We start from the raw sequence: 23,940 nt of genomic DNA, 5'->3' as shown, positions 1-23,940 counted from the left end.
ATATTCAATCTTTTTTTTGCGATAGTCGATCAATGAAACCTGCGTAACGCACAAAAAAAACCGGCCCGTAGTGGGCCGGTCGGTCGAACGCCGGTTTAAATCAGGCAATGTTGCCTGCGTTACAAGCTGAAGCGATCCACGGACTGCGATAACTTGCCGGCCAAACCCGACAGCTCATCGGTGGTAGAGGCGGTTTCCCCAATGATGCGGCTGTTGCTGGCCGACATCCCCGCTATCATCTCCACCTGGTGCGCGATTTCATTGCTGGCCAGGCTCTGCTCGCCGATCGTACGCGAGATATCGTTGACCATTTCGGTGGTGCTCAAGGTGGCCTGCAGAATCTCGCGGATCGCCCGCTCCACCTCGGCGGTCACCGCCATGCCTTTATCCACTTGGGCAACGCCCTCCTCCATGCTGGTGACCGCTTCCCGCGTGCTCTGCTGGATGCGGCCGACCATGCTGGCGATTTCCTGGGTCGACGCGCTGGTGCGTCCTGCGAGGCTGCGCACTTCATCGGCGACCACCGCGAAACCGCGCCCCTGCTCACCGGCGCGCGCGGCCTCGATTGCGGCGTTCAGGGCCAGCAGGTTGGTTTGGTCGGCGATCCCTTTGATCACCTGGATAATGCTGAAAATCGCCTCGGACTCTTTGTCCAGCGTGCGGATTACCAGGGCCGATTGCTGCGCGGAACGGGCGATGCCGTCCATGTCACTGACCACCTGATGAATCACCCGGCCGCCTTCCTTGGCCAGGGTCTCTGCCTGGTTGGCCATGTCCAGGGCGCGCCCGGCGTGCCGGGTGATTTCCTCGATGCTGGCGGTCATTTCACTCGCGGCGGCGGCCATGGTGCTGGCGGCCGCGCTTTGCTGCTGGCTGCTGTCGGCGACTTCATGGCAGCCGTGGCTCAGTTGCTCGCTCATGCCGTTGACGCCCTGGGCGTTGCTGCGCACCACTTCGATCATGCCGCGCAGGTCGCGTTGCATGGTGGCGAGGCTGCGGATCAACGAGCTGGCTTCGTCCTTGCGCTTGGGTTCGACAATTGCTTCGCTCAAGTTGCCCCGCGCGATACTGGCAGCAATGCGGCTGGCCGCCTGCAACGGGCCCATGATGCTCAGAATGACCCAGCGCCCCTGTGCCAACAGCAATAAGAGGCTGGCAATCAACACCGCTCCCAGAGTGAAGTTGGCGGTGTGGATGGCCTCTTGTGTGCTGGCACTGGCCCGTTGGGTGTGGCTCTCGATCAGTTCGCTCAGGTTCGCCATCTGGTCTTCCAGCTGGCTGAAAGCGGCATGGAAGGTATCCAATTGTCCGCGCGCGGCTTCAGGATCGTTCAGAGCGAGTGCGACAATACGTTCACCGGTGCTGATGTAGGTCTCAAGGCTGGGCTTGATGTTCTCCAGGCCTGCCTTGATCGTATCTTCCACCGGCAGCTTGAAGTTATCGCCAAGTACCTGGCGGAAATGTTCGGCGTGTTCCTTTAAGGCGCTGTTGACCTCGGCCTTGGTGGTGGCACTCTTGCCCAACCCCACCAACATCGCCGACAACACGTCGGCGCGCAGGGCATCGTGCATCATGTCGGCCTCCATGTGGTTGCGCAGCACCGCCATGCTGACCTCGCTGTCCTGCACGGCCTGGTCCATACGCATATTTCCCACGTAGCTGACCAGGCTCATGATCAGCGCAGTGAGCAGCCCGGTCGCTATCAACAGCATCAAGCGTAATTTGATCGTCATGCCTGTTATCCCCGTAGCCTGCGGCCGGTTGGGAACCCAACCCTTTGAGCATCGCTGATCACGTTATCGGCAGCGCCTGTCCGTTAGTGAAGCCTAAGTTTGCGGATCTGCGCGGATACCTTAAGCTGGCGGCCCTTTGCTTCGCCCGGAACTGCCCATGTCTCGACGTATCGCCCATCTCGCCCTGCTCCTGGGGCTGATCACCGCCGTCGGCCCCTTCGCCATCGACATCTACCTGCCGGCCCTGCCAACGCTGGGCGCCAGCCTGCACGCCTCGCCGGCGCTGGTACAGATGAGCCTCACGGTGTTCTTCGTCATCATTGGTGTGTGCCAACTGTTCTACGGGCCACTCAGTGATGTGTTCGGGCGCAAGCCGCCGATCTATATCGGCCTGGTGATCTTCGCCGTGGGCAGTGTGGGCTGTGCCTTGGCACCCGATATCGAAACGCTGATCGCTTTTCGTGCCGTGCAGGCCTTCGGCGCCTGCGCGGGCATGGTGATTCCGCGGGCGATCGTGCGCGACCTGTACACCGGCCATGAAGCCGCGAAACTGATGGCGCTGTTGATGCTGGTGATGAGTGTCTCGCCGATCCTCGCGCCGCTGGCCGGCAGCCTGATAATCTCGCTGTGGAGCTGGCGGGAAGTGTTTGCCGTGTTGGCGGTCGTGGCCGTGGCATGCCTGCTGATGACCATCCTGCAACTGCCGGAAACCCACCCCGCCGAACGCCGGCTAGGCAAGACCCTGGGCACCGCGTTCAGCAGTTATGGGGCGCTGCTGCGCGATCCGGTGTTCATCGGTTTATCGGTGGTCTGCGGCTTCGGGCTGGCTACGTTCTTTGTGTTTATCGGCAGCGCGCCGTTCGTGTACATCGAGTATTTCGGCCTGACGCCTACGCAGTTCAGCCTGTGCTTTGCCCTGAACGCCGCGTCGTTCTTTGCCATGAGCCAACTGACCGCCCGCCTCAGCGCGCGCTTTGGCCTGGCCCCGTTGATACGCGGGTCTGTGGTGGCGGTAGCGGCGGTGATGGTAGTGCTGGCGATTACCACCCTGTGGGTCGACAGCCTGGTCTTGATGATGACGCTGCTGTTTATCGGCTTCGGCTTTCTGGGCCTGCTGCTGCCGGCGGCTGGCGTATTGTCCCTCGAGGATCATGGTGCGGTGGCCGGCTCTGCGTCGGCCTTGCTCGGGGCGATCCAGATGATCACCGCTGCCGTGTCGATGACCCTGGTCGGTGTGTTTGCCGATCACACGCCCGCGCCGATGTTGATCGGCATCGCGCTGTGCGCCGTCGCGGCGATGCTGACCGTGATCTGGACCCTGCGCCGCTTGCCGGCTCACTTGGCCAGCGCCCCGCCCTCCTCCTGAGACGCATGGGCCCGACGCACCATTCGTCGGGCCCGACCGGCATCCACTACAACTATCGCTCACCTGCCAACTACTAATCCCATAGCACCTCTGATAACTATGGAGATTAAACATGACTGACTATCCTCGCCCACCGTTCGCACCTCAGACTCAATCCGTGCCCGGCTCCCAGAAAAAAATGGATCCCTACCCCGATTGCGGCGAACAGAGTTACAAAGGCTCGGGTCGGTTGGCCAACAAAATCGCACTGATCACCGGCGCCGACAGCGGTATTGGCCGTGCGGTCGCCATCGCCTTTGCCCGCGAAGGCGCCGATGTGGCGATCGCTTACCTGGACGAGCACGACGATGCCAAGGAAACCGCGCGCTGGGTCGAAGAAGCCGGACGCCAGTGCCTGCTGCTCCCCGGTGATATCGCACAGAAAAGCGTGTGTCAGGAGTTGGTCGACAAGACGGTCGAACAATTCGGCCGCATCGATGTGCTGGTCAACAATGCCGCGTTCCAGATGAGCCACGAAACGCTTGAGGAAATCTCGGACGAAGAATGGGTCAAGACCTTCGATATCAACATCACGGCGATGTTTCGTATCTGCAAGGCCGCCGTGCCGCATATGCAGGCCGGCAGTTCGATCATCAACACCACGTCCGTCAATTCGGACATGCCCAAGCCGACCTTGATGCCATACGCCGCGACCAAAGGCGCGATTGCCAATTTCACCGGTGGCCTGGCGCAGTTGCTCGGCAGCAAGGGCATCCGGGTCAACAGCGTAGCGCCCGGGCCGATCTGGACGCCGTTGATTGTGGCGACCATGACCGACGAGGATGTGCAGAACTTTGGCGCCGAAACCCCGCTGGGCCGGCCTGGCCAACCGGTGGAAGTGGCGCCGATTTATGTGCTGCTGGCGTCGGATGAAGCCAGTTATATCTCCGGCTCGCGTTATGCGGTGACCGGCGGTAAACCCATTCTCTAACCCTTACGCAAATCCCCTGTGGGAGCGGGCTTGTGTGGGAGCTGGCTTGCCTGCGATGCAGACACCTCGGTGTATCAGTCATACCGAGGTGATGCTATCGCAGGCAAGCCAGCTCCCACATAAGCCTGGCTGCCATTACAGATCAAACCGATCCACCGCCCGCCGCCGCTCATTGTCGTCGCGCACGTCATAACTGGCGGTCGTCTGGATATTGGTGTGGTGCGCCAACTTCTGCGCGATCGATAAATCGTGCTCTTCGATCACCCGCGTGATGAACGAGCGGCGAAAGTCATGGGGCATGATTTTCACCCCCACCTGCTCACCGCGCTGGCGGGCGATGTAATAGATCGCATGCTTGGTGATGCGCTCACGGGTGATATGGCTGCCGCGACGGATGCGGTTGAACAGGAAACTGTCGTCCTGCTCGCCTTCCTTGAGCTGCTCGCGCCGAAACGCCAGCCATGCCTGCAGCTTGGCGAACGCCCAATCCGGCGCGTACTTGATCAACTCCTTGTTGCCCTTGCCGATCACCCGCAGGCTGCGTTCCTCGAAGTTAAGCTGCGCCAGGTCGAGGTTAACCGACTCCGACTTGCGCATGCCCGAGCCGTAGAGAATGCCAATCACCGCTGCGTCCCTCAGGCCTTGCGGGCGTGGGTCGGCGGCGCAGACTTCCATCATTTCGCGGATCAGGCTGCGGCGCAGGTTGCGGCCCTGGCTCAATCGCGTGCCGGAGGCAGCCTTGACCGTGCGCATGCGCAACAGGTGTTCCTGGCTGATCAGGTTCATACGCCAGGCTTCGTTCATCACCCCGCGTACCGCGTTGACGTACAACGATGAGGTATTGGGTGCGTAACCGTCCTCGCGTAAAGCGGCGACCAGGGCAATGACGTGTTCGGGTTGCAACAGGTGCCAGTCGATGTCTTCAAGGTTGATGTCCTCGAAGCCCAGGCGGTCGGCTGCGTCTTGCAGCACATAGCGCATGGTCAGTTGACTGGAGGGGGCCAGGCGAGTGAGGTACAGGGTCAGTGGGTTGCGGATGGACTCAGTCAATGTAGATCAGCCTTTGGATTAAATACCTCGAACAAGCCTTTGTTAAATCGAGGTATTTAGTGAATTGGCGAAGGCTGAGTCTAACCCGGGAGCGGCCCTGGCACCAAGTCACGGGGCCGTATCGTCTTCCTCGGTGGGCGCCTGCGGCTGGAGCTGGGCCTGGCTCCATTCGCTGTCCTGTTTCTGCATCAGGGCGAACCAATGCTCGCGCATGAACGTCAGGTAAGCCTCTGGCGCCTTGGCAAAGTCTTTCTCATCGCCATAACAGCCTGGCAACGGCAACTCGGTGCCCTGCTCCTTGTACTGGCTGACCAGCGCCTGTTGCCCGGCCACGCTGCAGTCCTTGGGCAATGGCATGCCGCGCAGCGCGCCGGCCTCTTCATCCCACCAGGCCGCGCCGTAGCGGTCGACACCGCGCAAACGGTACTTCTGCGCCTTGCCGACATGCATGATCAGCTTGAATTCGTTAGGGCTGACGTCGCTGGTGCAGGTGCGCGAATACCCCACGGTCGCCTGGGTGATGCCATCGCCGCTCAAGTCGGTGACTTTGGTCGCGGCCCTGTCGAAGCGCAGGGAGGCATCGAATTGGCAATGCTGCACGTCGTCGTAGAGCATCCACACGCGCTTGGGACGGTTGCCGTCGATCAGGTATTGGGCCGCGTACACGAACGCCGACTGCGTGCCGTCATCGTCCCGCTCGCTGATTTGCTCGGCGAGTACCAACAGGTTCTTGCCTTGGCGGTCGTCCCAGGTATAGGCGGCGATCTGCTTGCCGCGCACTTCCACGCCGTCCGGCACCTGGTCGAGGCTGCTGAGCGCCACGGCGTCGTCGGCCTGCGCCGGGGCGGCACACGCAACGGTCATCAACAACCCGATCAACGATCCCAACAAAGCCGGCCGCAACTGGCCGCGTAAAAGCTGCACGCTATTCATCCGATCACCCTGGCAAGAGACGGCTTACTTTACCGGCACTTGCGGTGCATTGCAGAGAAGATTCTTCACTAAAATTCATTGACGGCGCATAGGCGCGCCCGTTGAACCAAATGCCCGGTTCACGGCTCCTATTTCGCCCGGCAACTAAAGCCGGCGGCCCCTTAGTTGTCTAGCTGAACCCTAGCTGTCTACCTGTCAAATAAACGAGTTTTTCATCTGCCTTTCATATCTGTTCCACATGTTTACGCTTAATCTTGAACACAGCACTTCACCGCTAACTGCGCTACAGCGTCTAAGCTATTGATTACACTTCACCTTTGGCGGCGCTTCCGGGTCTGCGGCCTGGACTTTCGCCCAATGATTGCTGCTGTTTCCATGCTCCAAGTTGCTTAAACCCCGAGGTCATGAATCTTTGAAACCCTACCCTATTCATTGCGTGTCGATCGTTATCCCGGTCTACAACGAAGAAGAGAGCCTGCCGCAATTGCTGCTGCGCACGACGGCAGCCTGCAAGCAACTGGCCTACGAATACGAAATCATCCTGGTGGATGACGGTAGCCGCGACAATTCGGCGCAATTGCTGGAAGACGCAGCCGTAGAGGAAGGCAGCCACGTGGTGGCGGTGATCCTCAACCGTAACTACGGCCAGCATGCGGCGATCATGGCCGGTTTCGAGCAATGCCGGGGCGACGTGGTGATCACCCTCGATGCCGACCTGCAGAACCCGCCCGAAGAAATCCCGCGCCTGGTAGAACAGGCCGCCCTCGGTTACGACGTGGTCGCCACGGTGCGCAACAATCGCCAGGACTCGGCGTTTCGCCGCTGGCCTTCGCGCCTGATCAACCTGGCCGTGCAGCGTTCCACCGGCGTGGCCATGACGGATTACGGCTGCATGCTGCGCGCGTACCGCCGCACCATCGTCGACGCCATGCTCGCCTGCCGCGAACGCAGCACCTTCATCCCGATCCTGGCCAACGGCTTTGCCCGTCACACCACCGAGATCCTGGTGCACCACGCCGAGCGCGAACACGGCGAATCCAAATACAGCGCCATGCGCCTGATCAGCCTGATGTTCGACCTGCTGACCTGCATGACCACGACCCCGCTGCGCCTGCTGTCCATCGTCGGTTTCAGCCTGGCGGCGCTGGGCATGCTGTTTGCCTTTGCGCTGATCGTCATGCGCCTGGCCTTCGGCGCCGACTGGGCGGGCGATGGCTTGTTCGTGCTGTTTGCGGTGCTGTTCGTGTTCACCGGCGGCCAATTCATCGGCATGGGCCTGCTGGGTGAATACCTGGGCCGCATGTACAGCGATGTGCGCGCCCGCCCGCGCTTCTTTATCGAAAAAGTGCTGCGCAATACGCCCGCAGCACCGGCTCCGGTGGTCGTCGTCGACGGCCTGGTGTCCTCCCATACTTCTACTTCTGCTGATCAGGTCCAATCATGAGTTCAAAAGCTGTTGTATTCGCGTATCACGATATTGGCTGTGCCGGGATTGAAGCGCTGCTCGCGACGGGTTACGACATTGCCGCCGTGTTCACCCATGCCGATGACCCCAAGGAAAACAACTTCTACGCCTCCGTCGCCCAGCTGTGCGCGCGCAACGGTATCCCGGTGCACGCCCCGGAAGACGCCAACCACCCGCTGTGGGTCGAGCGCATCGCCAAGTTGAGCCCGGACTACATCTTCTCGTTCTACTACCGCAACCTGCTGAGCGAGCCATTGCTGGCCTCCGCACGCCAGGGCGCGTTCAACCTGCACGGCTCGCTGCTGCCCAAATACCGTGGCCGCGCGCCGGCCAACTGGGTGCTGGTCAACGGCGAAACCGAAACCGGCGTGACCCTGCACCGCATGGTCAAACGTGCCGATGCCGGCGCGATCCTGGCCCAGCACAAAGTCACCATCGAACGCAGCGACACCGGCCTGACCCTGCACGCCAAACTGCGCGAGGCCGCCAGCCATCTGCTGCGCGATGCGCTGCCGCAACTGGTGCAAGGCAAGCTGGCTGAAACTGCCCAGGACGAAAGCCAGGCCACCTGCTTCGGCCGCCGCACCGCCGCCGACGGCAAGCTTGACTGGAATAAACCGGCTGAAGAGCTGTTCAACCTGGTTCGCGCCGTGACGCAGCCTTACCCTGGCGCTTTCTGCGCGGTCGGCGAGCACAAGCTGATCGTGTGGCAAGCCGAGGTGGTCAAGGGTAACGAAGGCCTGGCGCCGGGCCGTGTGATCAGTGTCAACCCGCTGCGCATTGCTTGCGCTGAAGACTCCCTGGTGATCACCTTCGGCCAGCGCAACGACAACGGCCTGTACCTCGCCGGCCCGTCGTTGGCCAATGAACTGGGCCTGGTCGACGGCTCCGTGCTGCGCGGTGCCGAGTCCGGCCGCAAGCCGCGCCGCACCCGCGTGCTGATCCTCGGCGTGAACGGTTTTATCGGCAACCACCTGTCCGAGCGCCTGCTGCGTGACGACCGCTACGAAGTCTACGGCCTGGACATCGGCTCCGACGCCATCGAGCGCCTGCGCAGCCACCCGAATTTCCATTACGTGGAAGGCGACATCAGCATCCACACCGAGTGGATCGAGTACCACATCAAGAAGTGCGACGTGGTCCTGCCGTTGGTGGCCATCGCCACGCCGATCGAATACACCCGCAACCCGTTGCGCGTGTTCGAGCTGGACTTCGAAGAGAACCTCAAGCTGGTGCGCTACTGCGTCAAGTACAACAAGCGCGTGATTTTCCCGTCGACCTCCGAAGTCTACGGCATGTGCCAGGACCAGTACTTCGACGAAGACACCTCCAACCTGGTGGTGGGCCCGGTCAACAAGCAGCGCTGGATCTACTCGGTCTCCAAGCAACTGCTGGACCGCGTGATCTGGGCCTACGGCGCCAAGGGCCTGAACTTCACGCTGTTCCGTCCGTTCAACTGGATGGGCCCGCGCCTGGACCGCCTGGATTCGGCGCGTATCGGCAGCTCGCGCGCCATCACCCAACTGATCCTCAACCTGGTGGAAGGCACCCCGATCCGCCTGTTCGACGGTGGCGAGCAGAAGCGTTGCTTCACCGACATCGCCGACGGCATCGAAGCCCTGGCGCGCATCATTGATAACGACAATGACGTGTGCAACGGCCAGATCATCAATATCGGCAACCCGGAGAACGAAGCCAGCATCCGCCAACTGGGCGAAGAGCTGCTGCGTCAGTTCGAAGCCCACCCGCTGCGCGGCAACTTCCCGCCGTTCGCCGGTTTCCGTGACGTGGAAAGCAAGGCGTTCTACGGCGCCGGTTACCAGGACGTGGCGCACCGCAAGCCGAGCATCGAAAACGCCAAGCGCCTGCTGAACTGGGCGCCGACCGTTGAGATGAGCGAAACCATCGGCAACACGCTGGATTTCTTCCTGCGTGAAGCCATGCTTGAAATCGCGGACAAACGTTAATGCAAGCTGGCCTGCGCATCGACGTCGACACCTACCGTGGCACCCGTGACGGTGTGCCGCGGCTGCTCGAAGCCCTGGATGAAGCCTCGGTGAAAGCGACGTTCTTCTTCAGTGTCGGGCCGGACAACATGGGCCGCCACCTGTGGCGCCTGATCCGCCCGCAGTTCCTGTGGAAGATGCTGCGTTCCAATGCCGCCGGCCTGTACGGCTGGGATATCTTGCTGGCCGGCACCGCCTGGCCGGGCAAGCCGATCGGCCGCGACCTGGGGCACTTGATGCGCCAGGCCAAGGCCGCCGGGCACGAAGTCGGCCTGCACGCCTGGGACCACCACGGCTGGCAGGCCAACACCGGGCGCTGGAGCGAGGCCCAACTGGTCGAGCAGATCCGCCGGGGTGTCGACACCCTGAGCGACATCCTCGGTGAGCGCGTCGACTGTTCAGCCGCCGCCGGCTGGCGTGCCGACGAACGCGTGGTGCAAGCCAAGCAAGGTTTCAACTTTCGCTACAACAGCGATTGCCGGGGCACCAGCCTGTTTTGTCCAACCCTGGCCGATGGCAGCGCGGGCACCCCACAAATTCCGGTAGACCTGCCGACCTTCGACGAAGTCGTTGGGCCGGTGGTGGTTGCCAAAGACTTCAACAGCTTCATCCTCGATCGTTTTGCCGCGTCGAGGCTCAACGTCTACACGATCCACGCCGAAGTAGAAGGGATACTGATGGCCAACGATTTTCGCCAGTTGCTCGCCCAGGCAGCGCAGCGCGGCATCGACTTCACGCCGCTGGGCGAGCTGTTGCCCGGCGACCCGGCCAGCCTGCCCCAGCAACACCTGGTGCGCGGTGCGTTGCCCGGTCGTGAGGGTTGGCTCGGAGTGCAACAGGCATGATCCGTCGTCTGGCCCTGCCTTTGTTGCTGCTGGCGTTTGCTGTGTTTTACCTGCTGCCGCTGGCCACCCATGGCCTGTGGATCCCGGATGAAACCCGCTACGCGCAGATCAGCCAGGAAATGCTGCTGACCGGCAAGTGGGCCGCGCCGCACTTCATGGGTATTCGCTACTTCGAGAAGCCCGCCGCGGGCTACTGGATGATCGCGCTGGGCCAGGCGATCTTCGGGCAGAACCTGTTCGGCGTGCGCTTTGCATCGGCCTTGAGCAGCGGCTTGAGTATCCTCCTGGTGTACTGGGTGTCGCGCCGGTTGTGGAACGACCCGCACAAAAGCCTGGCCAGCAGCCTGCTGTACATGAGTTTTGTCAGCGTCGCGGCCCTGGGCGGTTATGCCAACCTCGACCCGCAGTTCACCTTCTGGGTGAACCTGACCGGCGTGGCCTTGTGGTTTTGCTTCGACAGCACCACGCGCAGCGCTCGGCTAGGGTCCTGGGCATTGCTCGGCCTGGCCTGTGGCATGGGCTTCATGACCAAGGGCTTCCTGGCCTGGTTGCTGCCGGTATTGATCGCCCTGCCCTACGCGATCTGGCAAAAGCGTTTGCGTGAACTACTGGGCTATGGACTGGTTGCCGTGTTGGTGGCGATTATCGTCAGCCTGCCGTGGGCACTGGCCGTGCACCTGCAGGAACCCGATTACTGGAACTTCTTTTTCTGGCACGAGCACATCCAGCGCTTTGCCGGCGACGACGCGCAGCACGCCGAACCGTTCTGGTATTACCTGCCGCTGCTGGTCGCGTTCAGCCTGCCGTGGATCGCGTTGCTGCCGTCTACCCTGCGCCAGGCCTGGCGGGACAAACGCAGCGCGAACATCGGCTTCGTACTGCTGTGGCTGTTGATGCCACTGGCATTCTTCAGCCTGGCCAAGGGCAAGCTGCCGGCCTACATCCTGCCGTGCCTGCTGCCGCTGGCCTTGCTGATGGGCAACACCCTGGCTGACAAATTGGCCCAGGGCCGTTACCGGGCCTTGCGCATCAACGGCGGGCTGAACCTGATCATTGGCGTCGTGGTGCTGCTGGCCCTGACCTGGTTTCAATTGAAAAAGCCGGTCTACGCGCCCGGTCAGGAGACCCTCAGCCTGGTGCTGGTGTTCACCGCGCTGTTCGGCTGGATCCTTGTCAACCTGCTGCAAGCGGCGCAGCCTTTGCGGCTGTGGGCGGCGCCGGTGATCGGCAGTTGGCTGTTGGTGGCGTTGCTGCCGGCCGCATTGCCCCATTCGGTGGTGTACAACAAGACTCCGGATCAATTCATCATCGATCACCTGCAGCAACTGCAACCGGCCAGCGCCCTGCTGAGCAATGACCTGGGCGCGGCGTCGGCGCTGGCATGGCGCCTGGCGCGCCCGGACGTGACGCTCTACAACACCGTCGGCGAAGTCAAATACGGCCTCGCCTACCCGGATGCCGGCCATCATCAGGTGGACACTACCCAGGTCCAGCAATGGATGCTCGAGGCCCGCAAAAAAGGCTCGGTGGCGGTGGTGATGCGGGTCAAAGGTGAGGATGAACGGGCCGAAGTCGCCTTGCTGCCCAGCGACGGCAAGCGCTACGAGCAAGGCAACATCGTGATCCTGGTATTCCCGCAGGTGACGCCTTGATCACCCTGCTGCTGTTGCTGACCGCCTGCCTGCTGACCTGCATGGGCCAGGTCTCGCAGAAATTCGCCGTGGAAAGCTGGCGCGACCTGCCGGATGGCTGGGCGCTGAAACTGCGCTCGCCCTGGTTGTGGTCGGCGCTGGCGTGCCTGGGCCTGGGCCTGCTGGTGTGGCTGCTGGTATTGCAGCGCCTGGAAGTGGGCATTGCCTACCCCATGCTCAGCCTGAATTTTGTGCTGGTCACGCTGGTGGCGCGCTTTGTCTTTGATGAGCCCGTCGATGGCCGTCACTGGCTGGGCGTGGCGCTGGTGATCGGCGGTGTCGTGCTGCTGGGGCGCCACCTATGAGCCGGGTTCAAGGCTTTGCCCTGGCCTTGGGCAGTGTCGGCCTGGTCAGCGCCGCCCAACTGGGCATGCGCTGGAGCATGACGCGCCTGCCGCTGCCCGATGCATGGCTGAGCGCTTTCAACAACGGCGGTATCGATCTCGGCGCCCTTGGCGTGGTGATCGTGGCGATCCTGGCCTACGCGCTGTCGATGCTCTGCTGGCTTGGCGCGCTCAAGCACCTGCCCCTGGGCCGCGCCTATTCGTTGCTGAGCGTCAGCTATGCGCTGGTGTACCTGCTGGCGGCCAGCCTGCCGGTGTTCAATGAAGAATTTTCCGTTTCAAAGACCCTGGGGGTGGCGTTTGTCATCTTCGGTGTGTTGGTTATCAACTCTCGTCGTGTTAGCGCTACAAGTCCCAGGAATGCCCCATGAAAATCAGTGTATTTGGTAGTGGTTACGTCGGCCTGGTGCAGGCCACTGTATTGGCCGAGGTGGGTCACGACGTCATTTGCATGGACGTCGACCAGAACAAGGTCAAGCTGTTGCAGCAGGGCCATGTGAGCATCTTCGAGCCGGGGCTGGCGGCGATGGTGAAGGAGAACCTGGAGAGCGGACGCCTGCATTTCACCTTTGACGAGAAGCTGGCCGTCGAGCATGGAGAGGTGCTGTTTATCGCTGTGGGCACGCCTTCGGACGAAGATGGCTCGGCTGACCTGAAGTACGTGCTGTCGGTGGGCGATGCGGTGGCCCGGCACCGCAGGGACCCGGTAATTCTGGTGGAGAAATCCACCGTGCCCGTCGGCACCGGTGACACCCTGCGGGCACACATCGAGAAGGCCCTGCACCTGGCCGGCCGGCACCTGGAATTCGATATCGTCTCCAATCCGGAGTTTCTCAAGGAAGGCTCGGCCGTCGCCGACTGCCGCCGCCCGGACCGCATCATCATCGGCTGTGAGCGCGAAGAAGTACGCGAGGTGATGCGCGACCTGTACGCCCCGTTCAACCGCAACCATGACCGCATCATCTTCATGGACCTGCGCAGCGCCGAGCTGACCAAATACGCCGCCAATTGCATGCTGGCCACCAAGATCAGCTTTATCAACCAGATCGCCGAGCTGGCCGAACACCTGGGCGCCGACATCGAAGCCGTGCGCCTTGGCATCGGCGCCGACTCGCGCATCGGTTATCACTTCATCTACCCCGGCTGCGGCTACGGCGGCTCATGCTTCCCCAAGGACATGCGTGCCCTGATCCACAGCGCCAAGCAGGCCAACTGCTCCAGCGATCTGCTCGAGGCGGTGGAAGCGATCAACCAGCGCCAGAAGAGCAAATTGTTCGAACGCATCAATGCGTTCTTCCAGGGCAACCTGCGCGGCAAGACCTTTGCCCTGTGGGGCCTGGCGTTCAAGCCCAACACCGACGACATGCGCGATGCCCCCAGCCGCGTGCTGATGGAAGCATTGTGGGCCGCCGGCGCCAACGTGCGCGCCTTCGACCCGGAAGCCATGCAGGAAACCCAGCGCCTCTACGCTGACGAAGCGCGCCTGATGCTGATGGGTACGCCCGAGTCGACCTTGACCGGCGCCGATGCGCTGATCGTCTGCACGGAATGGCAACAGTTCAAGGCGCCGGACTTCGACCTGATCCACCAGCGCCTGAAAACCCCTGTGATCTTTGACGGACGTAACCTCTACGACGGCGAACGCCTGGCGCGCAAGGGCTTCCAGTATTACCCGATCGGCCGTGGCGACTCCTGCCAGTTGCCGATTCCCCAGCAGCAGTGGCTGCCGCAGGTTGTGGAAGCCTGATAGGTGAATAAAGATCGACCGCCCCTGCTGAGCCCGCCGATCCGCCGCCAATCCCTTGGTTTGGGCTTGCTGGCGTTGTTGCTGTTTATCGCCGGCAGTTGGCACCAGGCGATCATTGGCTTCGACTCACGCTTCGTGCTGTTCGCCCAAGAGATGCTGCGCCATGGGCCAGGCTTTTTTCCCACCACGTACGGGCAGCCTTATGCGGATTACCTGGCCACTTCGACGCTGCTGACCTGGTTGTTGTCATTGCCCTTCGGCGAGGTCACCAGCCTCACCGCCTGGTTGCCGACGGCGGTTGCCTCGGCGTCGATCGTCACCCTGGTGTATCGCCTGACGGCGTCCTACTCCCAGCGCTGGGGCGTGTTGAGCATCGCGGTATTGTTGCTGAGCAGCACGTTTATCAGCGAAACCCGCGCGGTGTCCCTCGACCAGATGCTGGCGGCGATTGCCTTGGCAGTGTTCTACCTGGGGTATGCCCATGACCACTTCGGCGCGGCCAAGCGCCTGCATTGGGTGTACCTGCTGCTGATTCTCGGCTTTGCGGTGCGAGGGCCGATTGGCCTGGTCATCCCGACGGGCATGCTGTGCAGTTACTACCTGCTCAACCGTCAATGGCGCCAGCTCATCAGTTTTGGCTTATTGGCGCTGGCCTTGCTGGTGGCCTGTGTGGGCCTGCTGTTGCTGATGGCCAAGCTCAGCGGCGGCGAAAGCTTCATGCAGGACGTGATCCGCATGCAGTTTCTGGGGCGCATGGATGGCAGCGAAGGCTCCAGTGGCGTGCTGTATTACTTCACCAGTTCCCTGGGCAACGCCGCCATGGCGTACCCGATGGCACTGCTGGTGTTGTTGGCCATGCTGATCAGCGGGCGGCGAGCGCCGGGGCCGGCGTTGCGGCTGGTGGGGTACTGCGCGGCGGCGGGGCTGCTGGTCATGCTCGGCCTGTCCATTCCCCAGGCGAAAAAGGCGCGTTATGTGCTGCCGATGCTGCCCATGGCGGCGATTATTGCGGCGTATCCGTTCCACGTCGCGCACGGGCGGCTGTTCGCCGGGTTGCGTGGGCTGATGCTGGGGATCTGGACGCTGTTGCCGACCCTGTTGATCGCCAGCCTGTTAGTCGCACGTGCGCGCTACCCGGAACAATTGAACGCTCTCGGCTGGGTGCTCGGCACGCTTGCGGCGCTGCAGGCCCTGGCGCTGGTCATGCTGTTCAAGGCGCGCCTGCGGCCGGTCGGCCCCGCGTTTGTGGCAGTACTGGCGGTGTGGGGCACCTATATCCTGGTGGTCGAGCCGCTGCTGCGCAGTGTCTATGACACCCGCACCTTTACCCTCCGAGTGCATGAACAGGTGATGGCGCAGCGGGCGCCGGTGGTCTTGCACGGTTTGGGCAAAGACGCCAAGGCCATCAAGTACATGGTCAACCTCGACTGCGACCAGGTGCCGTTGTTTACCCAACAGGCTGGCGACCTAAAACCGATCCAGGGGCCCGCCTGGCTGGTGATGAGCGAAGCGGACTATGAAGGTCTGGCAGACCCGCGCTTTCGCGCCATCACCCCGACTCTGTCCGGAGCGTTTGACCACAACCCTTACGTGCTGCTGCACCTGGACAAGACAGCGCAGCCTTGACGTCGGTACCGGCGGCTCACGGCGCAGAAAACGCCTGTGCGCTGTCCAATTGAAGCCGTTACAGCTCATTATTTTTGCACTCAACCCTCATTAATATGCATTGGCGCACGCTCCCCAAGGGCGGCACACTGCACAGCGTTCCTTCCCCCAAATGCTGGAACTTTCAAAGGGCTTTTCCGGGCAACCAGACAAGCCTTTTTTTTGCCCGCTGTTTATGGATCCCCTTTCAATGCTCGCTCGCTGGTTCCCCGCTGCTATCAACACCCGCCCTACCGAATGGAGCCGTGCCGCCATCGGTATGGCCCTGGGTACGCTGTTCAGTGTCTGGCTGTGCTCCAAAGCGTTCGGCATGGACGTCGCGCTGCACCTGCTCGGCCCGCTCGGCGCTTCAGCCGTGTTGTTGTTCGCCGTCTCATCCGGTGCGCTGGCGCAGCCCTGGTCGATCATCGGCAGCTACCTGTGCGCGGGCGTGGTGGCCCTGCTGATCGCCCGCGTGCTGGGTCCCTCCCTGGGCGGCGCTTGCCTGGCGGCGGGCATGACGGTGATATTGATGTGCTGGCTGCGCTGCCTGCACCCACCGGCCGGGGGCTTGGCCATGACGCTGGTATTGGCCGACCCCGCCTCCGCCGCCCTCGGCTGGTACGAATTGGGCGCCGTGCTGCTGGGCGCCGGCGGCTTGCTGGCCTGTGCGCTGGCTTACAACAACGCCACCCGCACGCGCTACCCCAAAGGCGCAGTCGAACCAGCCGCCGCACTCCTGGTCAACCCCAACGCCGCTAGCGACCCCGCCATCACCGCCGCCGATTTGAAGCTGGCGCTGGCCGAAATGGAGCGGTTCTACGATGTGGAGCCCACCGAGCTTGAACAGTTGATCCACGCAGCGGAAACCCATGCCAGGCGCCGGAGCATCGGGGAAGTGCTGGCAAGTCGGGTGGTATGACAGGTGCGACGGACGGCGAATACCGCACCTTGCAATGGGTCATGCGCGGACTAGAGTAAATACACCACTTGAAGTTGTCTGCTGTTCACCCTGACGTCTGGATCCGCGTAATTCCAGTAGCGAAGACAAAGGAATGTCTGGCTATGGTCCAATGTACATTGGGCGTTATCGTGTATCGGTCACTTCCGTTACCCCCTCACGCCACTCGCCCTGCCGGCGCTCCTGCTCAAGTGTTTCGACAGTTAATGTTGGAAACGGGAGAGCTCGGCCATGGAAGCCACGCTTAAAGCGCTGTTCAGTTCTTCGCTGTTTGAGCCGCGACAACGTCATCATCTCGGCCTTCAGGCCTATATGGACCTGACCATCCGGCGCATGCATGCGATTTTCGATAGCGGCGTCATCAGTAACGAACTGTGGCTGGGGCAGTCGCGTCAACGGGAGTTTGCCAAACTCTGCGAAATCATGGGCTGGCTGGGCGCATTCGACTACGCGCTGCACTCCTCGATCGTCGACCATATGATCGCCGTCGATGCGCTGTTCAACCACGCCAGCCCCCGCCAAGTGGTGCGCTATCGCGACGAGGCCCTGCGCCTGCGTAAGGTCTATGCCTTCGGCTGTACGGAAGTGGGCGTAGGCACCGACGTGCGCCACGTGCAAACCCAAGTGACCTATGATCGTAAGCGCCACTGCTTGATCCTTCATTCCCCCTCCCCTCAAGCCTGCAAATGCTGGATAGGCAATGCGCTGCGCGCGGCGCAGGTGGTGATGGTAATTGCGCGCCTGATGGTAGACGGCGAGGATCAGGGGCATCACTGGTTTCGCGTCGTGATTCGTAAACGGGAAAACGGCCGCCTCCAAGAGGGGGTTCGGGTAATGGCCTGCGATCCCAAGGGGGGTATTCACGCCAATCAGGTCGCCGCAATCCGCTTCGACCACATGACCATCCCGATGGATGCACTGTTGCAACGGCACGCACACTTTACCGACGACGGCGCTTTTGTCAGCGACCTGCCGCTGGCTGAACGCTTCATTGATTCGTTGAAGACCTTCCTTCAGGAGAGGTTGTTGTTCATGGCGGGCATACGCCACAGCGCGGGCCTTTCGGCGCACTTGGGGTATAGGTTCGCCCGGCACCGGTTGGTCCACGGTGCAGATGGCCGAAAGCCGCTCTTGAGCCAGCCGCTGTTCCGCCAGCGCCTCTACGCCATACAGCTCAAAGCCCTGGCGCTCAAATACCTGGAGCAAGCGGTACGCAAGCGCTTCGAAGCGCATTGGGCGCAGCCCCCACGACGCAAGGAGTTGCACCTGTTGGCGGCACTGGACAAGGCCGTCGGTGCCTGGCTGGGGCTCGATGTGATCGCCCTGTCCCGTGAGCTGTGCGGCTCCCAAGGCTTTCACCATTACAACCAGATCGTCACGCAACGTATGGACTGCGAAGTCGCCAATACGTTCGCCGGTGATAGCTCAGTGATGGCCTACCAGATCATCAGGGACGCGTTGGCGCGGCCACGCTTTGTCGGCAGCACGCCCAGCAATCTCGGCCAGTGGGTAGAAGCGAAGATCGTCTCGCAATGCGCCGAGACGGCAGGGTTTGACCATCAACAGGCCGTGGGCATGGCCTATGCCAGGGCTCTGGACCTGATTATTCAGGAAGTCGAAAGCCCGCAGTTGTTGGACTCCGAGACACTTACCGACCTGGTTGAAGTGTTCTACGGACCACTGCACTCCTGGCTGAGCCCACGCGTGCAGAACCTGCGCCAGCATGCCACCCAAACGCAGATCGCGCGCCTGGCAGGCCAGCTCAAACCGCCCCAGGCCCTGATCAGCGCGATGATCGATGCGCCTGATTACATCCGTCAGTTCACGCGACCACTGTATGAGGAGCAATGAAATGGCCCTTCAGAGTCCACCTGATTTCTCCGATCCGAAAATCATTCGTGATCCCTACCGGGCCTTCGCCTGGATGCGCACACACGACCCGGTGCACTGGTGCGAGCACCACAAGGCTTGGCTGCTCACCCGGTTCGGTGACGTCAACGCCGCGCAGGTGGATGCTAAACGTTACTCATCCAATCGCATGCGCCAACTGGCGGACGCACAGTTATCCAAGGCAAAACGTGCGGTGCTGGAGCCCTTTGTCGAGAAAGCATCCCGTTGGATGTATTCGTTGGACGGCAAGGAGCATGAGGCAGGGCGTAAAGTCTTGGGCAAAGCCTTCAGCCCGAGCGCTATCGAGGCGCTTGGCGATGCGATTCAACAGATTGTCGACGACCAACTGACCCAGTTGAGCCCCCGTCCGGAAATGATGGTTGAGCTGTTCAACAAGATCCCCGCATTCATTCTGGCGTATTTGTTCCATATTCCAGCCGAAGACGCATTGAAAATCAGGAACTGGACCGACGCCATTATCGTGTGCATGGTCGGCAGCACCGACCCGGCTTATGGCCCCAAACAGGCGCTGCAGGCCATCGAAGAGATGTACGGCTATTTTTCCCGGCTCATTGGTCAACGCCGACGTGCGCCCGGAAACGACCTGGTCAGTCAAGTCATCGTCGCCGCTGACAAATCGGGCATGAGCGAGGCAGACGGCCTGGCCCAACTGGCATTCGTCCTGGTTGCCGCCACGACCACCAGTGCCGACCAATTGGGAATCATCCTGTTCTACCTGCTGGAGAAGCCAACGCGCTGGGCGCAAGTCAGGGACGATCCCGAACTGATAGACGTTGCTATCGAGGAGGCATTGCGCATTTGCCCGGCCGGTCAACTGAGTCATCGGGTACTGACGGAGGACGTGGTTCTGCATGGTAAAACCATGCGCAAAGGTGAATTGGTGTTTCTGATGCGGGCGGCAGCCAATCGCGATCCGGCGCGCTTTGCTCGCCCTGATCAATTCGACCTGAAGCGCACGAAACTGGACCACTTGGCGTTTGGGCGCGGCCCCCATTTCTGCATGGGCCGCCTGCTTTTCAAACTGGAAGCCAAGATTCTGTTCACCACCCTGCTGCGGCGTTTTCCGCACATGCACCTCATTAAAGGGCGGCCGCCGCTCTGGCGCGGCAACAGCCTGCAGTTTCGTGGCTTGAGTCGGATTCAAGTGGATTTGGCTCCCTCCGCCGATGCTATTACCCGTTGCTTTTCCGCAGCGCCCTGGGAAAAGAAAGGTGGCTACTGCCGCGCGCTGCGCGCCGGCAACCTCATCATGACCAGCGGGACCGTCGCGTTCGACGAGCAAGGCAAGCCTTTCGCCGAAGACGATGTCTATGGTCAGACCTGGCGATGCCTGGAGATCATCGAGACCGCGCTCAAGCAGCTGGGCACCGATCGTACGCGCGTGGTTGCCACGCGCATGTACACCACCGACATGGAGCTGTGGCGCAAAATCCTCAAGGCCCACAAGAAGTTTTTCAACAACTGCGAACCCACGACGATGTTGCTCTGCGTAAAGGCGCTGATAGCACCTCAATTCCTGATTGAAATCGAAGCCCAGGCCGTGGTCGGCCAATTATGAACGTGGCCCAGGAACGCCAGGCGGTACGCGATGCTGTGGTCATGCGGATAAGCGATATCACGCTTACCACACGGGGCCGGTCGGTGCCGGTCAGGCTGTATCGGCCAGCGCATCCGGATCCGGCGCCGGTGCTGATGTTTTTCCACGGGGGCGGTTGGGTTGCGGGCGATCTGGACACCCATGACAGCTTCTGCCGAATCATGTGTGAGTGGGCCGGCTGCGCAGTGGTGGCCGTGCACTATGCCCGCCCGCCCGAGCGTTGTTTTCCCCGAGCGGTGGAAGACTGCTACGCCGCTACCGAATGGATAGCACGTGAAGGTGCCGGGTTGGGACTGGCCGCCTCGCGCATGGCAGTCGCAGGCGGTGGATCCGGCGGGGGGCTGGCTGCCGCGATTAGCCAGATCGCCAGGGATCTGGAGGGCCCCGAAATAGGTTTCCAGTTGCTGCTATACCCGGTGCTCGACTGCCTGGCGTGCAATCGTTCCCGAAAGCAATTCGCCGACGGCTTCGGCTTGACCGCCGACAAGTTGGACGGGTACCTGGGTCACTACGTGCCGCCGGGTGTGCCTCTGGCTCACCCTTGGCTCTCGCCGGCGCGGGACACCTGTTTCAACGCTTTGCCTGCTACGCTGATCATAACCGCCGGCTGTGACCTGCTGCGCGATGAAGGACGTTCCTTCGCGAGCCGCTTGAAAAAAGCCGGTGTGCCGGTGCGCCACAAGGAGTACGCCGGTATGTGCCACGGTTTTATCAACTACCCCGCCGCCAACCCGCAGGCCAGACGCGCCATCCTGCTGTGCGCCGAAGCGTTGGCGAGGCATTTCACGGAGGCTGGCACCTCTGCATAAATGCAAAAACCACCTGCACGATTGAAGGTTGTACTGGGCAAATTTGCGCTGGTACGATCACGAGAGAGTTCGCCCGCGAACATCTTGATAAAGACAATAAAAGCAGGGAGTTATCGATGACTGCTCAGGTTTCATCCGAAGCATGCCACGCAGAAACGCTTCAGGACGAAGTGCTCGCCGAGGTCCGTAACCATATCGGCCACCTCACCCTCAACCGCCCCGCCGGCTTGAATGCCATCACCCTGCAGATGGTGCGCAGCATGGCGTCGCAGCTACAGGCATGGGCCGACGACCCGCAGGTATATGCCGTGGTGCTGCGCGGCGCCGGCGACAAGGCTTTCTGCGCGGGCGGCGATATTCGCTCGCTTCACGACAGCTTCAAGAACGGCGATACCCTGCATCAGGACTTCTTCGTCGAGGAATACGCACTGGACCTGGCCATCCACCATTACCGCAAGCCGGTGCTGGCGCTGATGGACGGGTTTGTCCTGGGCGGCGGCATGGGCCTGGTGCAAGGCGCGGATTTGCGCGTCGTCACTGAGCGCAGCCGCCTGGCGATGCCGGAAGTGGCCATCGGTTACTTCCCTGATGTGGGCGGCAGCTATTTCCTGTCGCGCGTCCCCGGCGAGCTGGGGACCTACCTGGGCGTGACCGGGGTGCAGATTCACGCCGCCGACGCGCTCTATTGCGGCCTGGCTGACTGGTACCTGGAAAGCGCCAGGTTCGCCGATCTCGACCGCAAGCTCGACGGCCTGCAATGGCATGGCTCGCCGCTCAAGGATTTGCAGGGCGTGCTGGCTAAACTCGCCGTGCAGCGACTGCCCGATGCGCCGCTGGCCGCCTTGCGCCCCGCCATCGATCACTTCTTCGCGCTGCCGGATGTCGCAAGCATCGTTGAGCAGTTGCAGCAAGTGACCGTCGCCGACAGCCGCGAATGGGGGCTGACCACCGCCAACCTGATGAAAACCCGCTCGCCGCTGGCCATGGCCGTCACCCTGGAGATGCTGCGCCGTGGCCGTCGCCTGCCCCTGGAGCAATGTTTCGCCCTGGAACTGCACCTGGACCGCCAATGGTTCGAACGCGGCGACCTGATCGAAGGCGTGCGCGCCTTGATCATCGACAAGGACAAGAGCCCGCGCTGGAACCCGCCAACCTTGCACGAGCTGAACCCGAGCCATGTGCAAAGCTTCTTCGATCACTTCAAGAAGGTTGTGAACTAAGCCATGCAAGACATTGAATATACAGAAGAACAAGTGATGATTCGCGACATGGCGCGCGACTTTGCCCGCGGTGAAATTGCCCCCCACGCCCAGGCTTGGGAGAAAGCCGGCTGGATCGACGACGCCCTGGTGGCGAAAATGGGCGAGCTCGGCCTGCTGGGCATGGTGGTGCCGGAAGAATGGGGCGGCACCTATGTCGATTACGTCGCGTATGCCCTCGCCGTCGAAGAGATCTCCGCCGGAGACGGCGCCACTGGCGCGCTGATGAGTATCCATAATTCAGTGGGTTGCGGGCCCATCCTCAACTACGGCACAGACGCACAGAAGCAAACCTGGCTGGCCGATCTCGCCAGCGGCCAGGCCATCGGATGCTTCTGCCTGACCGAACCCCAGGCCGGTTCTGAGGCGCACAACCTGCGCACCCGCGCCGAACTGCGCGACGGGCAGTGGGTGATCAACGGCGCCAAGCAGTTTGTCAGCAATGGCAAGCGCGCCAAGCTCGCCATCGTGTTCGCCGTGACCGACCCTGAGCTGGGCAAAAAAGGCCTTTCGGCGTTTCTCGTCCCGACCGATACACCAGGCTTCGTGGTGGATCGCACCGAACACAAGATGGGCATCCGTGCGTCGGACACCTGCGCGGTCACCCTGAGCCAGTGCAGCGTCCCCGAAGCGAACCTGTTGGGTGAGCGCGGCAAAGGCCTGGCCATCGCCCTGTCCAACCTGGAAGGTGGTCGCATCGGCATCGCCGCCCAGGCGCTGGGCATTGCCCGTGCTGCGTTCGAGGCCGCCTTGGCCTATGCGCGTGACCGCGTGCAGTTCAAGCAGGCGATCATCGAACACCAGAGCGTGGCCAACCTGCTCGCCGACATGCAAACCCAGCTCAACGCTGCGCGTTTGTTGATCCTGCATGCGGCCCGCCTGCGCAGCGCGGGCAAGCCGTGCCTGTCCGAAGCGTCCCAGGCCAAGCTGTTTGCCTCGGAAATGGCCGAGAAGGTCTGCTCGTCAGCCATGCAGATTCACGGTGGGTATGGGTACCTGGAGGACTACCCGGTGGAGCGTTATTACCGGGATGCGCGGATTACGCAGATTTACGAGGGCACCAGCGAGATTCAGCGGATGGTGATTGCGCGGGAGTTGAAAAATTACCAGCTATAACTGACATGTGGGAGCTGGCTTGCCTGCGATGGCCATGGGTATCTACACAACTTTCAGTTGACCAATCTCCCACATTTTGAACCGAGTTCGACATGAATACCGGTCGGCTCTAAGGCCGCCGCGCTTTGTTTTTGATCTTGATCTGAGGCGCCCCGTCAACCACGCTGGCCTTAATTCGATGTTGATTTGGGGGGTAAACCGGCAGGACGCCGGTTTAGCCGCCCCGCGCCATGGATGGCGCGTGGCGGCGGCCCCCCAAATCAATGTCGGATTACGGGCATGCCGAGCCTAGGCGAGGCACCGAGTGGTGGGGCGAAGCGTTTTGGGTTACTTTTTGCGCTCTTCAAAAAGTGACCCGCCGTAAGGGCCAGCCCTTTCAAGGTCTTTGATAAAATCCCTCAAAACTCCAGTCAGGGTGACGAAAGCGATGTGGGCAGAAGTTCTAGCGCGGTTTGAGAAAAAAGCACCGGCCAGTGTCATGACCAAAGTGATA

The 23,940-nt window shown here is 61.7% G+C and carries 19 protein-coding genes and 1 pseudogene; 16 read left to right on the top strand and 4 right to left on the bottom strand.

Going from position 1 to position 23,940, the window contains the following annotated elements:
* Window positions 1–119 precede the first annotated feature (119 nt).
* Window positions 120–845, bottom strand: a complete 726-nt coding sequence (locus BLL36_RS31865) for a methyl-accepting chemotaxis protein (protein ID WP_394329507.1) — start codon at window positions 843–845, stop codon at window positions 120–122.
* A 132-nt stretch (window positions 846–977) separates the two neighbouring features.
* Window positions 978–1,262, bottom strand: a pseudogene (locus BLL36_RS31860) (HAMP domain-containing protein); the annotation flags it as partial.
* Window positions 1,263–1,890: 628 nt separating this feature from the next.
* On the opposite strand from BLL36_RS31860, the gene BLL36_RS28885 reads away from it, so the two are divergent.
* Together BLL36_RS28885 and BLL36_RS28880 are read left to right on the top strand one after the other, a co-directional pair.
* A complete protein-coding gene (locus tag BLL36_RS28885) occupies window positions 1,891–3,099 on the top strand; it encodes a multidrug effflux MFS transporter (protein ID WP_076954995.1) in 1,209 nt (402 codons plus the stop codon).
* Between the two features lie 112 nt (window positions 3,100–3,211).
* Complete coding sequence (locus tag BLL36_RS28880; RefSeq protein WP_076954994.1) at window positions 3,212–4,069, top strand: SDR family oxidoreductase; 858 nt, start codon at window positions 3,212–3,214, stop codon at window positions 4,067–4,069.
* A gap of 135 nt (window positions 4,070–4,204) precedes the next feature.
* On the opposite strand, the gene BLL36_RS28875 is transcribed toward BLL36_RS28880, so the two are convergent.
* Both BLL36_RS28875 and BLL36_RS28870 read right to left on the bottom strand, forming a co-directional pair.
* Window positions 4,205–5,119 carry a site-specific integrase gene (locus tag BLL36_RS28875; RefSeq protein WP_076954993.1) on the bottom strand — a complete coding sequence of 305 codons (915 nt, stop codon included), beginning with the start codon at window positions 5,117–5,119 and terminating at the stop codon, window positions 4,205–4,207.
* A gap of 108 nt (window positions 5,120–5,227) precedes the next feature.
* The gene (locus BLL36_RS28870; protein WP_076954992.1) at window positions 5,228–6,052 is read right to left on the bottom strand and encodes a M949_RS01915 family surface polysaccharide biosynthesis protein; all 825 of its coding nucleotides are present in this window, start codon (window positions 6,050–6,052) and stop codon (window positions 5,228–5,230) included.
* A 412-nt stretch (window positions 6,053–6,464) separates the two neighbouring features.
* Between BLL36_RS28870 and arnC the strand changes: the two genes are divergently transcribed.
* The 14 genes from arnC (at window position 6,465) to BLL36_RS28800 (ending at window position 23,447) form a co-directional block, all read left to right on the top strand.
* The gene (arnC, locus tag BLL36_RS28865; RefSeq protein WP_076954991.1) at window positions 6,465–7,496 is read left to right on the top strand and encodes an undecaprenyl-phosphate 4-deoxy-4-formamido-L-arabinose transferase; all 1,032 of its coding nucleotides are present in this window, start codon (window positions 6,465–6,467) and stop codon (window positions 7,494–7,496) included.
* Window positions 7,493–9,484: a bifunctional UDP-4-amino-4-deoxy-L-arabinose formyltransferase/UDP-glucuronic acid oxidase ArnA gene (arnA, locus tag BLL36_RS28860; protein WP_076954990.1), complete on the top strand. Its 1,992-nt coding sequence runs from the start codon at window positions 7,493–7,495 to the stop codon at window positions 9,482–9,484. The genes arnC and arnA overlap by 4 nt, the downstream gene beginning before the upstream one ends.
* Window positions 9,484–10,368 (top strand): 4-deoxy-4-formamido-L-arabinose-phosphoundecaprenol deformylase, encoded by an 885-nt coding sequence (arnD, locus tag BLL36_RS28855; RefSeq protein WP_076954989.1) that lies wholly within the window; start codon window positions 9,484–9,486, stop codon window positions 10,366–10,368. The genes arnA and arnD overlap by 1 nt, the downstream gene beginning before the upstream one ends.
* Window positions 10,365–12,020, top strand: coding sequence for a lipid IV(A) 4-amino-4-deoxy-L-arabinosyltransferase (gene arnT, locus BLL36_RS28850; RefSeq protein WP_076954988.1), 1,656 nt, complete (start codon window positions 10,365–10,367; stop codon window positions 12,018–12,020). The genes arnD and arnT overlap by 4 nt, the downstream gene beginning before the upstream one ends.
* On the top strand, window positions 12,017–12,364 hold the full coding sequence (gene arnE, locus BLL36_RS28845) for a 4-amino-4-deoxy-L-arabinose-phosphoundecaprenol flippase subunit ArnE (RefSeq protein WP_076954987.1): 348 nt from the start codon (window positions 12,017–12,019) through the stop codon (window positions 12,362–12,364). Before arnT ends, arnE begins: the two co-directional genes overlap by 4 nt.
* A complete protein-coding gene (gene arnF / locus BLL36_RS28840; protein ID WP_076954986.1) occupies window positions 12,361–12,774 on the top strand; it encodes a 4-amino-4-deoxy-L-arabinose-phosphoundecaprenol flippase subunit ArnF in 414 nt (137 codons plus the stop codon). Before arnE ends, arnF begins: the two co-directional genes overlap by 4 nt.
* Entirely contained in the window at window positions 12,771–14,150 is a 1,380-nt protein-coding gene (locus tag BLL36_RS28835) for a UDP-glucose dehydrogenase family protein (protein ID WP_076954985.1), read from the top strand. The genes arnF and BLL36_RS28835 overlap by 4 nt, the downstream gene beginning before the upstream one ends.
* A 3-nt stretch (window positions 14,151–14,153) precedes the next feature.
* The gene (locus BLL36_RS28830; RefSeq protein WP_076954984.1) at window positions 14,154–15,776 is read left to right on the top strand and encodes an ArnT family glycosyltransferase; all 1,623 of its coding nucleotides are present in this window, start codon (window positions 14,154–14,156) and stop codon (window positions 15,774–15,776) included.
* A gap of 229 nt (window positions 15,777–16,005) precedes the next feature.
* Window positions 16,006–16,716, top strand: a complete 711-nt coding sequence (locus BLL36_RS28825; RefSeq protein ID WP_076954983.1) for an HPP family protein — start codon at window positions 16,006–16,008, stop codon at window positions 16,714–16,716.
* A gap of 270 nt (window positions 16,717–16,986) precedes the next feature.
* Entirely contained in the window at window positions 16,987–18,606 is a 1,620-nt protein-coding gene (locus BLL36_RS28820; protein WP_231998977.1) for an acyl-CoA dehydrogenase family protein, read from the top strand.
* Window positions 18,554–20,224, top strand: a complete 1,671-nt coding sequence (locus tag BLL36_RS28815; RefSeq protein WP_231998976.1) for a cytochrome P450 — start codon at window positions 18,554–18,556, stop codon at window positions 20,222–20,224. Before BLL36_RS28820 ends, BLL36_RS28815 begins: the two co-directional genes overlap by 53 nt.
* Window positions 20,221–21,072 carry an alpha/beta hydrolase gene (locus BLL36_RS28810; RefSeq protein ID WP_076954981.1) on the top strand — a complete coding sequence of 284 codons (852 nt, stop codon included), beginning with the start codon at window positions 20,221–20,223 and terminating at the stop codon, window positions 21,070–21,072. Before BLL36_RS28815 ends, BLL36_RS28810 begins: the two co-directional genes overlap by 4 nt.
* 116 nt (window positions 21,073–21,188) lie before the next feature.
* Window positions 21,189–22,292, top strand: a complete 1,104-nt coding sequence (locus tag BLL36_RS28805) for an enoyl-CoA hydratase/isomerase family protein (protein WP_076954980.1) — start codon at window positions 21,189–21,191, stop codon at window positions 22,290–22,292.
* A 3-nt stretch (window positions 22,293–22,295) separates the two neighbouring features.
* The gene (locus tag BLL36_RS28800) at window positions 22,296–23,447 is read left to right on the top strand and encodes an acyl-CoA dehydrogenase family protein (RefSeq protein ID WP_076954979.1); all 1,152 of its coding nucleotides are present in this window, start codon (window positions 22,296–22,298) and stop codon (window positions 23,445–23,447) included.
* Window positions 23,448–23,940: the final 493 nt, after the last annotated feature.

The organism is Pseudomonas cedrina subsp. cedrina (assembly GCF_001983175.1).
In the GTDB taxonomy this organism is placed as follows: domain Bacteria; phylum Pseudomonadota; class Gammaproteobacteria; order Pseudomonadales; family Pseudomonadaceae; genus Aquipseudomonas; species Aquipseudomonas cedrina.
The sequence above is the reverse complement of the archived record's forward strand: the minus strand, read 5'-3'. Positions and strand labels throughout refer to the sequence as shown.

Coding starts and splice junctions, on each gene's coding strand:
- BLL36_RS31865 (WP_394329507.1), bottom strand. CDS start 845: ATGGCCGCCGCCGCGAGTGAAATGACCGCCAGCATCGAGGAAATCACC.
- BLL36_RS28885 (WP_076954995.1), top strand. CDS start 1,891: ATGTCTCGACGTATCGCCCATCTCGCCCTGCTCCTGGGGCTGATCACC.
- BLL36_RS28880 (WP_076954994.1), top strand. CDS start 3,212: ATGACTGACTATCCTCGCCCACCGTTCGCACCTCAGACTCAATCCGTG.
- BLL36_RS28870 (WP_076954992.1), bottom strand. CDS start 6,052: ATGAATAGCGTGCAGCTTTTACGCGGCCAGTTGCGGCCGGCTTTGTTG.
- arnA (WP_076954990.1), top strand. CDS start 7,493: ATGAGTTCAAAAGCTGTTGTATTCGCGTATCACGATATTGGCTGTGCC.
- arnD (WP_076954989.1), top strand. CDS start 9,484: ATGCAAGCTGGCCTGCGCATCGACGTCGACACCTACCGTGGCACCCGT.
- arnT (WP_076954988.1), top strand. CDS start 10,365: ATGATCCGTCGTCTGGCCCTGCCTTTGTTGCTGCTGGCGTTTGCTGTG.
- arnF (WP_076954986.1), top strand. CDS start 12,361: ATGAGCCGGGTTCAAGGCTTTGCCCTGGCCTTGGGCAGTGTCGGCCTG.
- BLL36_RS28835 (WP_076954985.1), top strand. CDS start 12,771: ATGAAAATCAGTGTATTTGGTAGTGGTTACGTCGGCCTGGTGCAGGCC.
- BLL36_RS28825 (WP_076954983.1), top strand. CDS start 16,006: ATGCTCGCTCGCTGGTTCCCCGCTGCTATCAACACCCGCCCTACCGAA.
- BLL36_RS28820 (WP_231998977.1), top strand. CDS start 16,987: ATGGAAGCCACGCTTAAAGCGCTGTTCAGTTCTTCGCTGTTTGAGCCG.
- BLL36_RS28815 (WP_231998976.1), top strand. CDS start 18,554: ATGCGCCTGATTACATCCGTCAGTTCACGCGACCACTGTATGAGGAGC.
- BLL36_RS28810 (WP_076954981.1), top strand. CDS start 20,221: ATGAACGTGGCCCAGGAACGCCAGGCGGTACGCGATGCTGTGGTCATG.
- BLL36_RS28805 (WP_076954980.1), top strand. CDS start 21,189: ATGACTGCTCAGGTTTCATCCGAAGCATGCCACGCAGAAACGCTTCAG.
- BLL36_RS28800 (WP_076954979.1), top strand. CDS start 22,296: ATGCAAGACATTGAATATACAGAAGAACAAGTGATGATTCGCGACATG.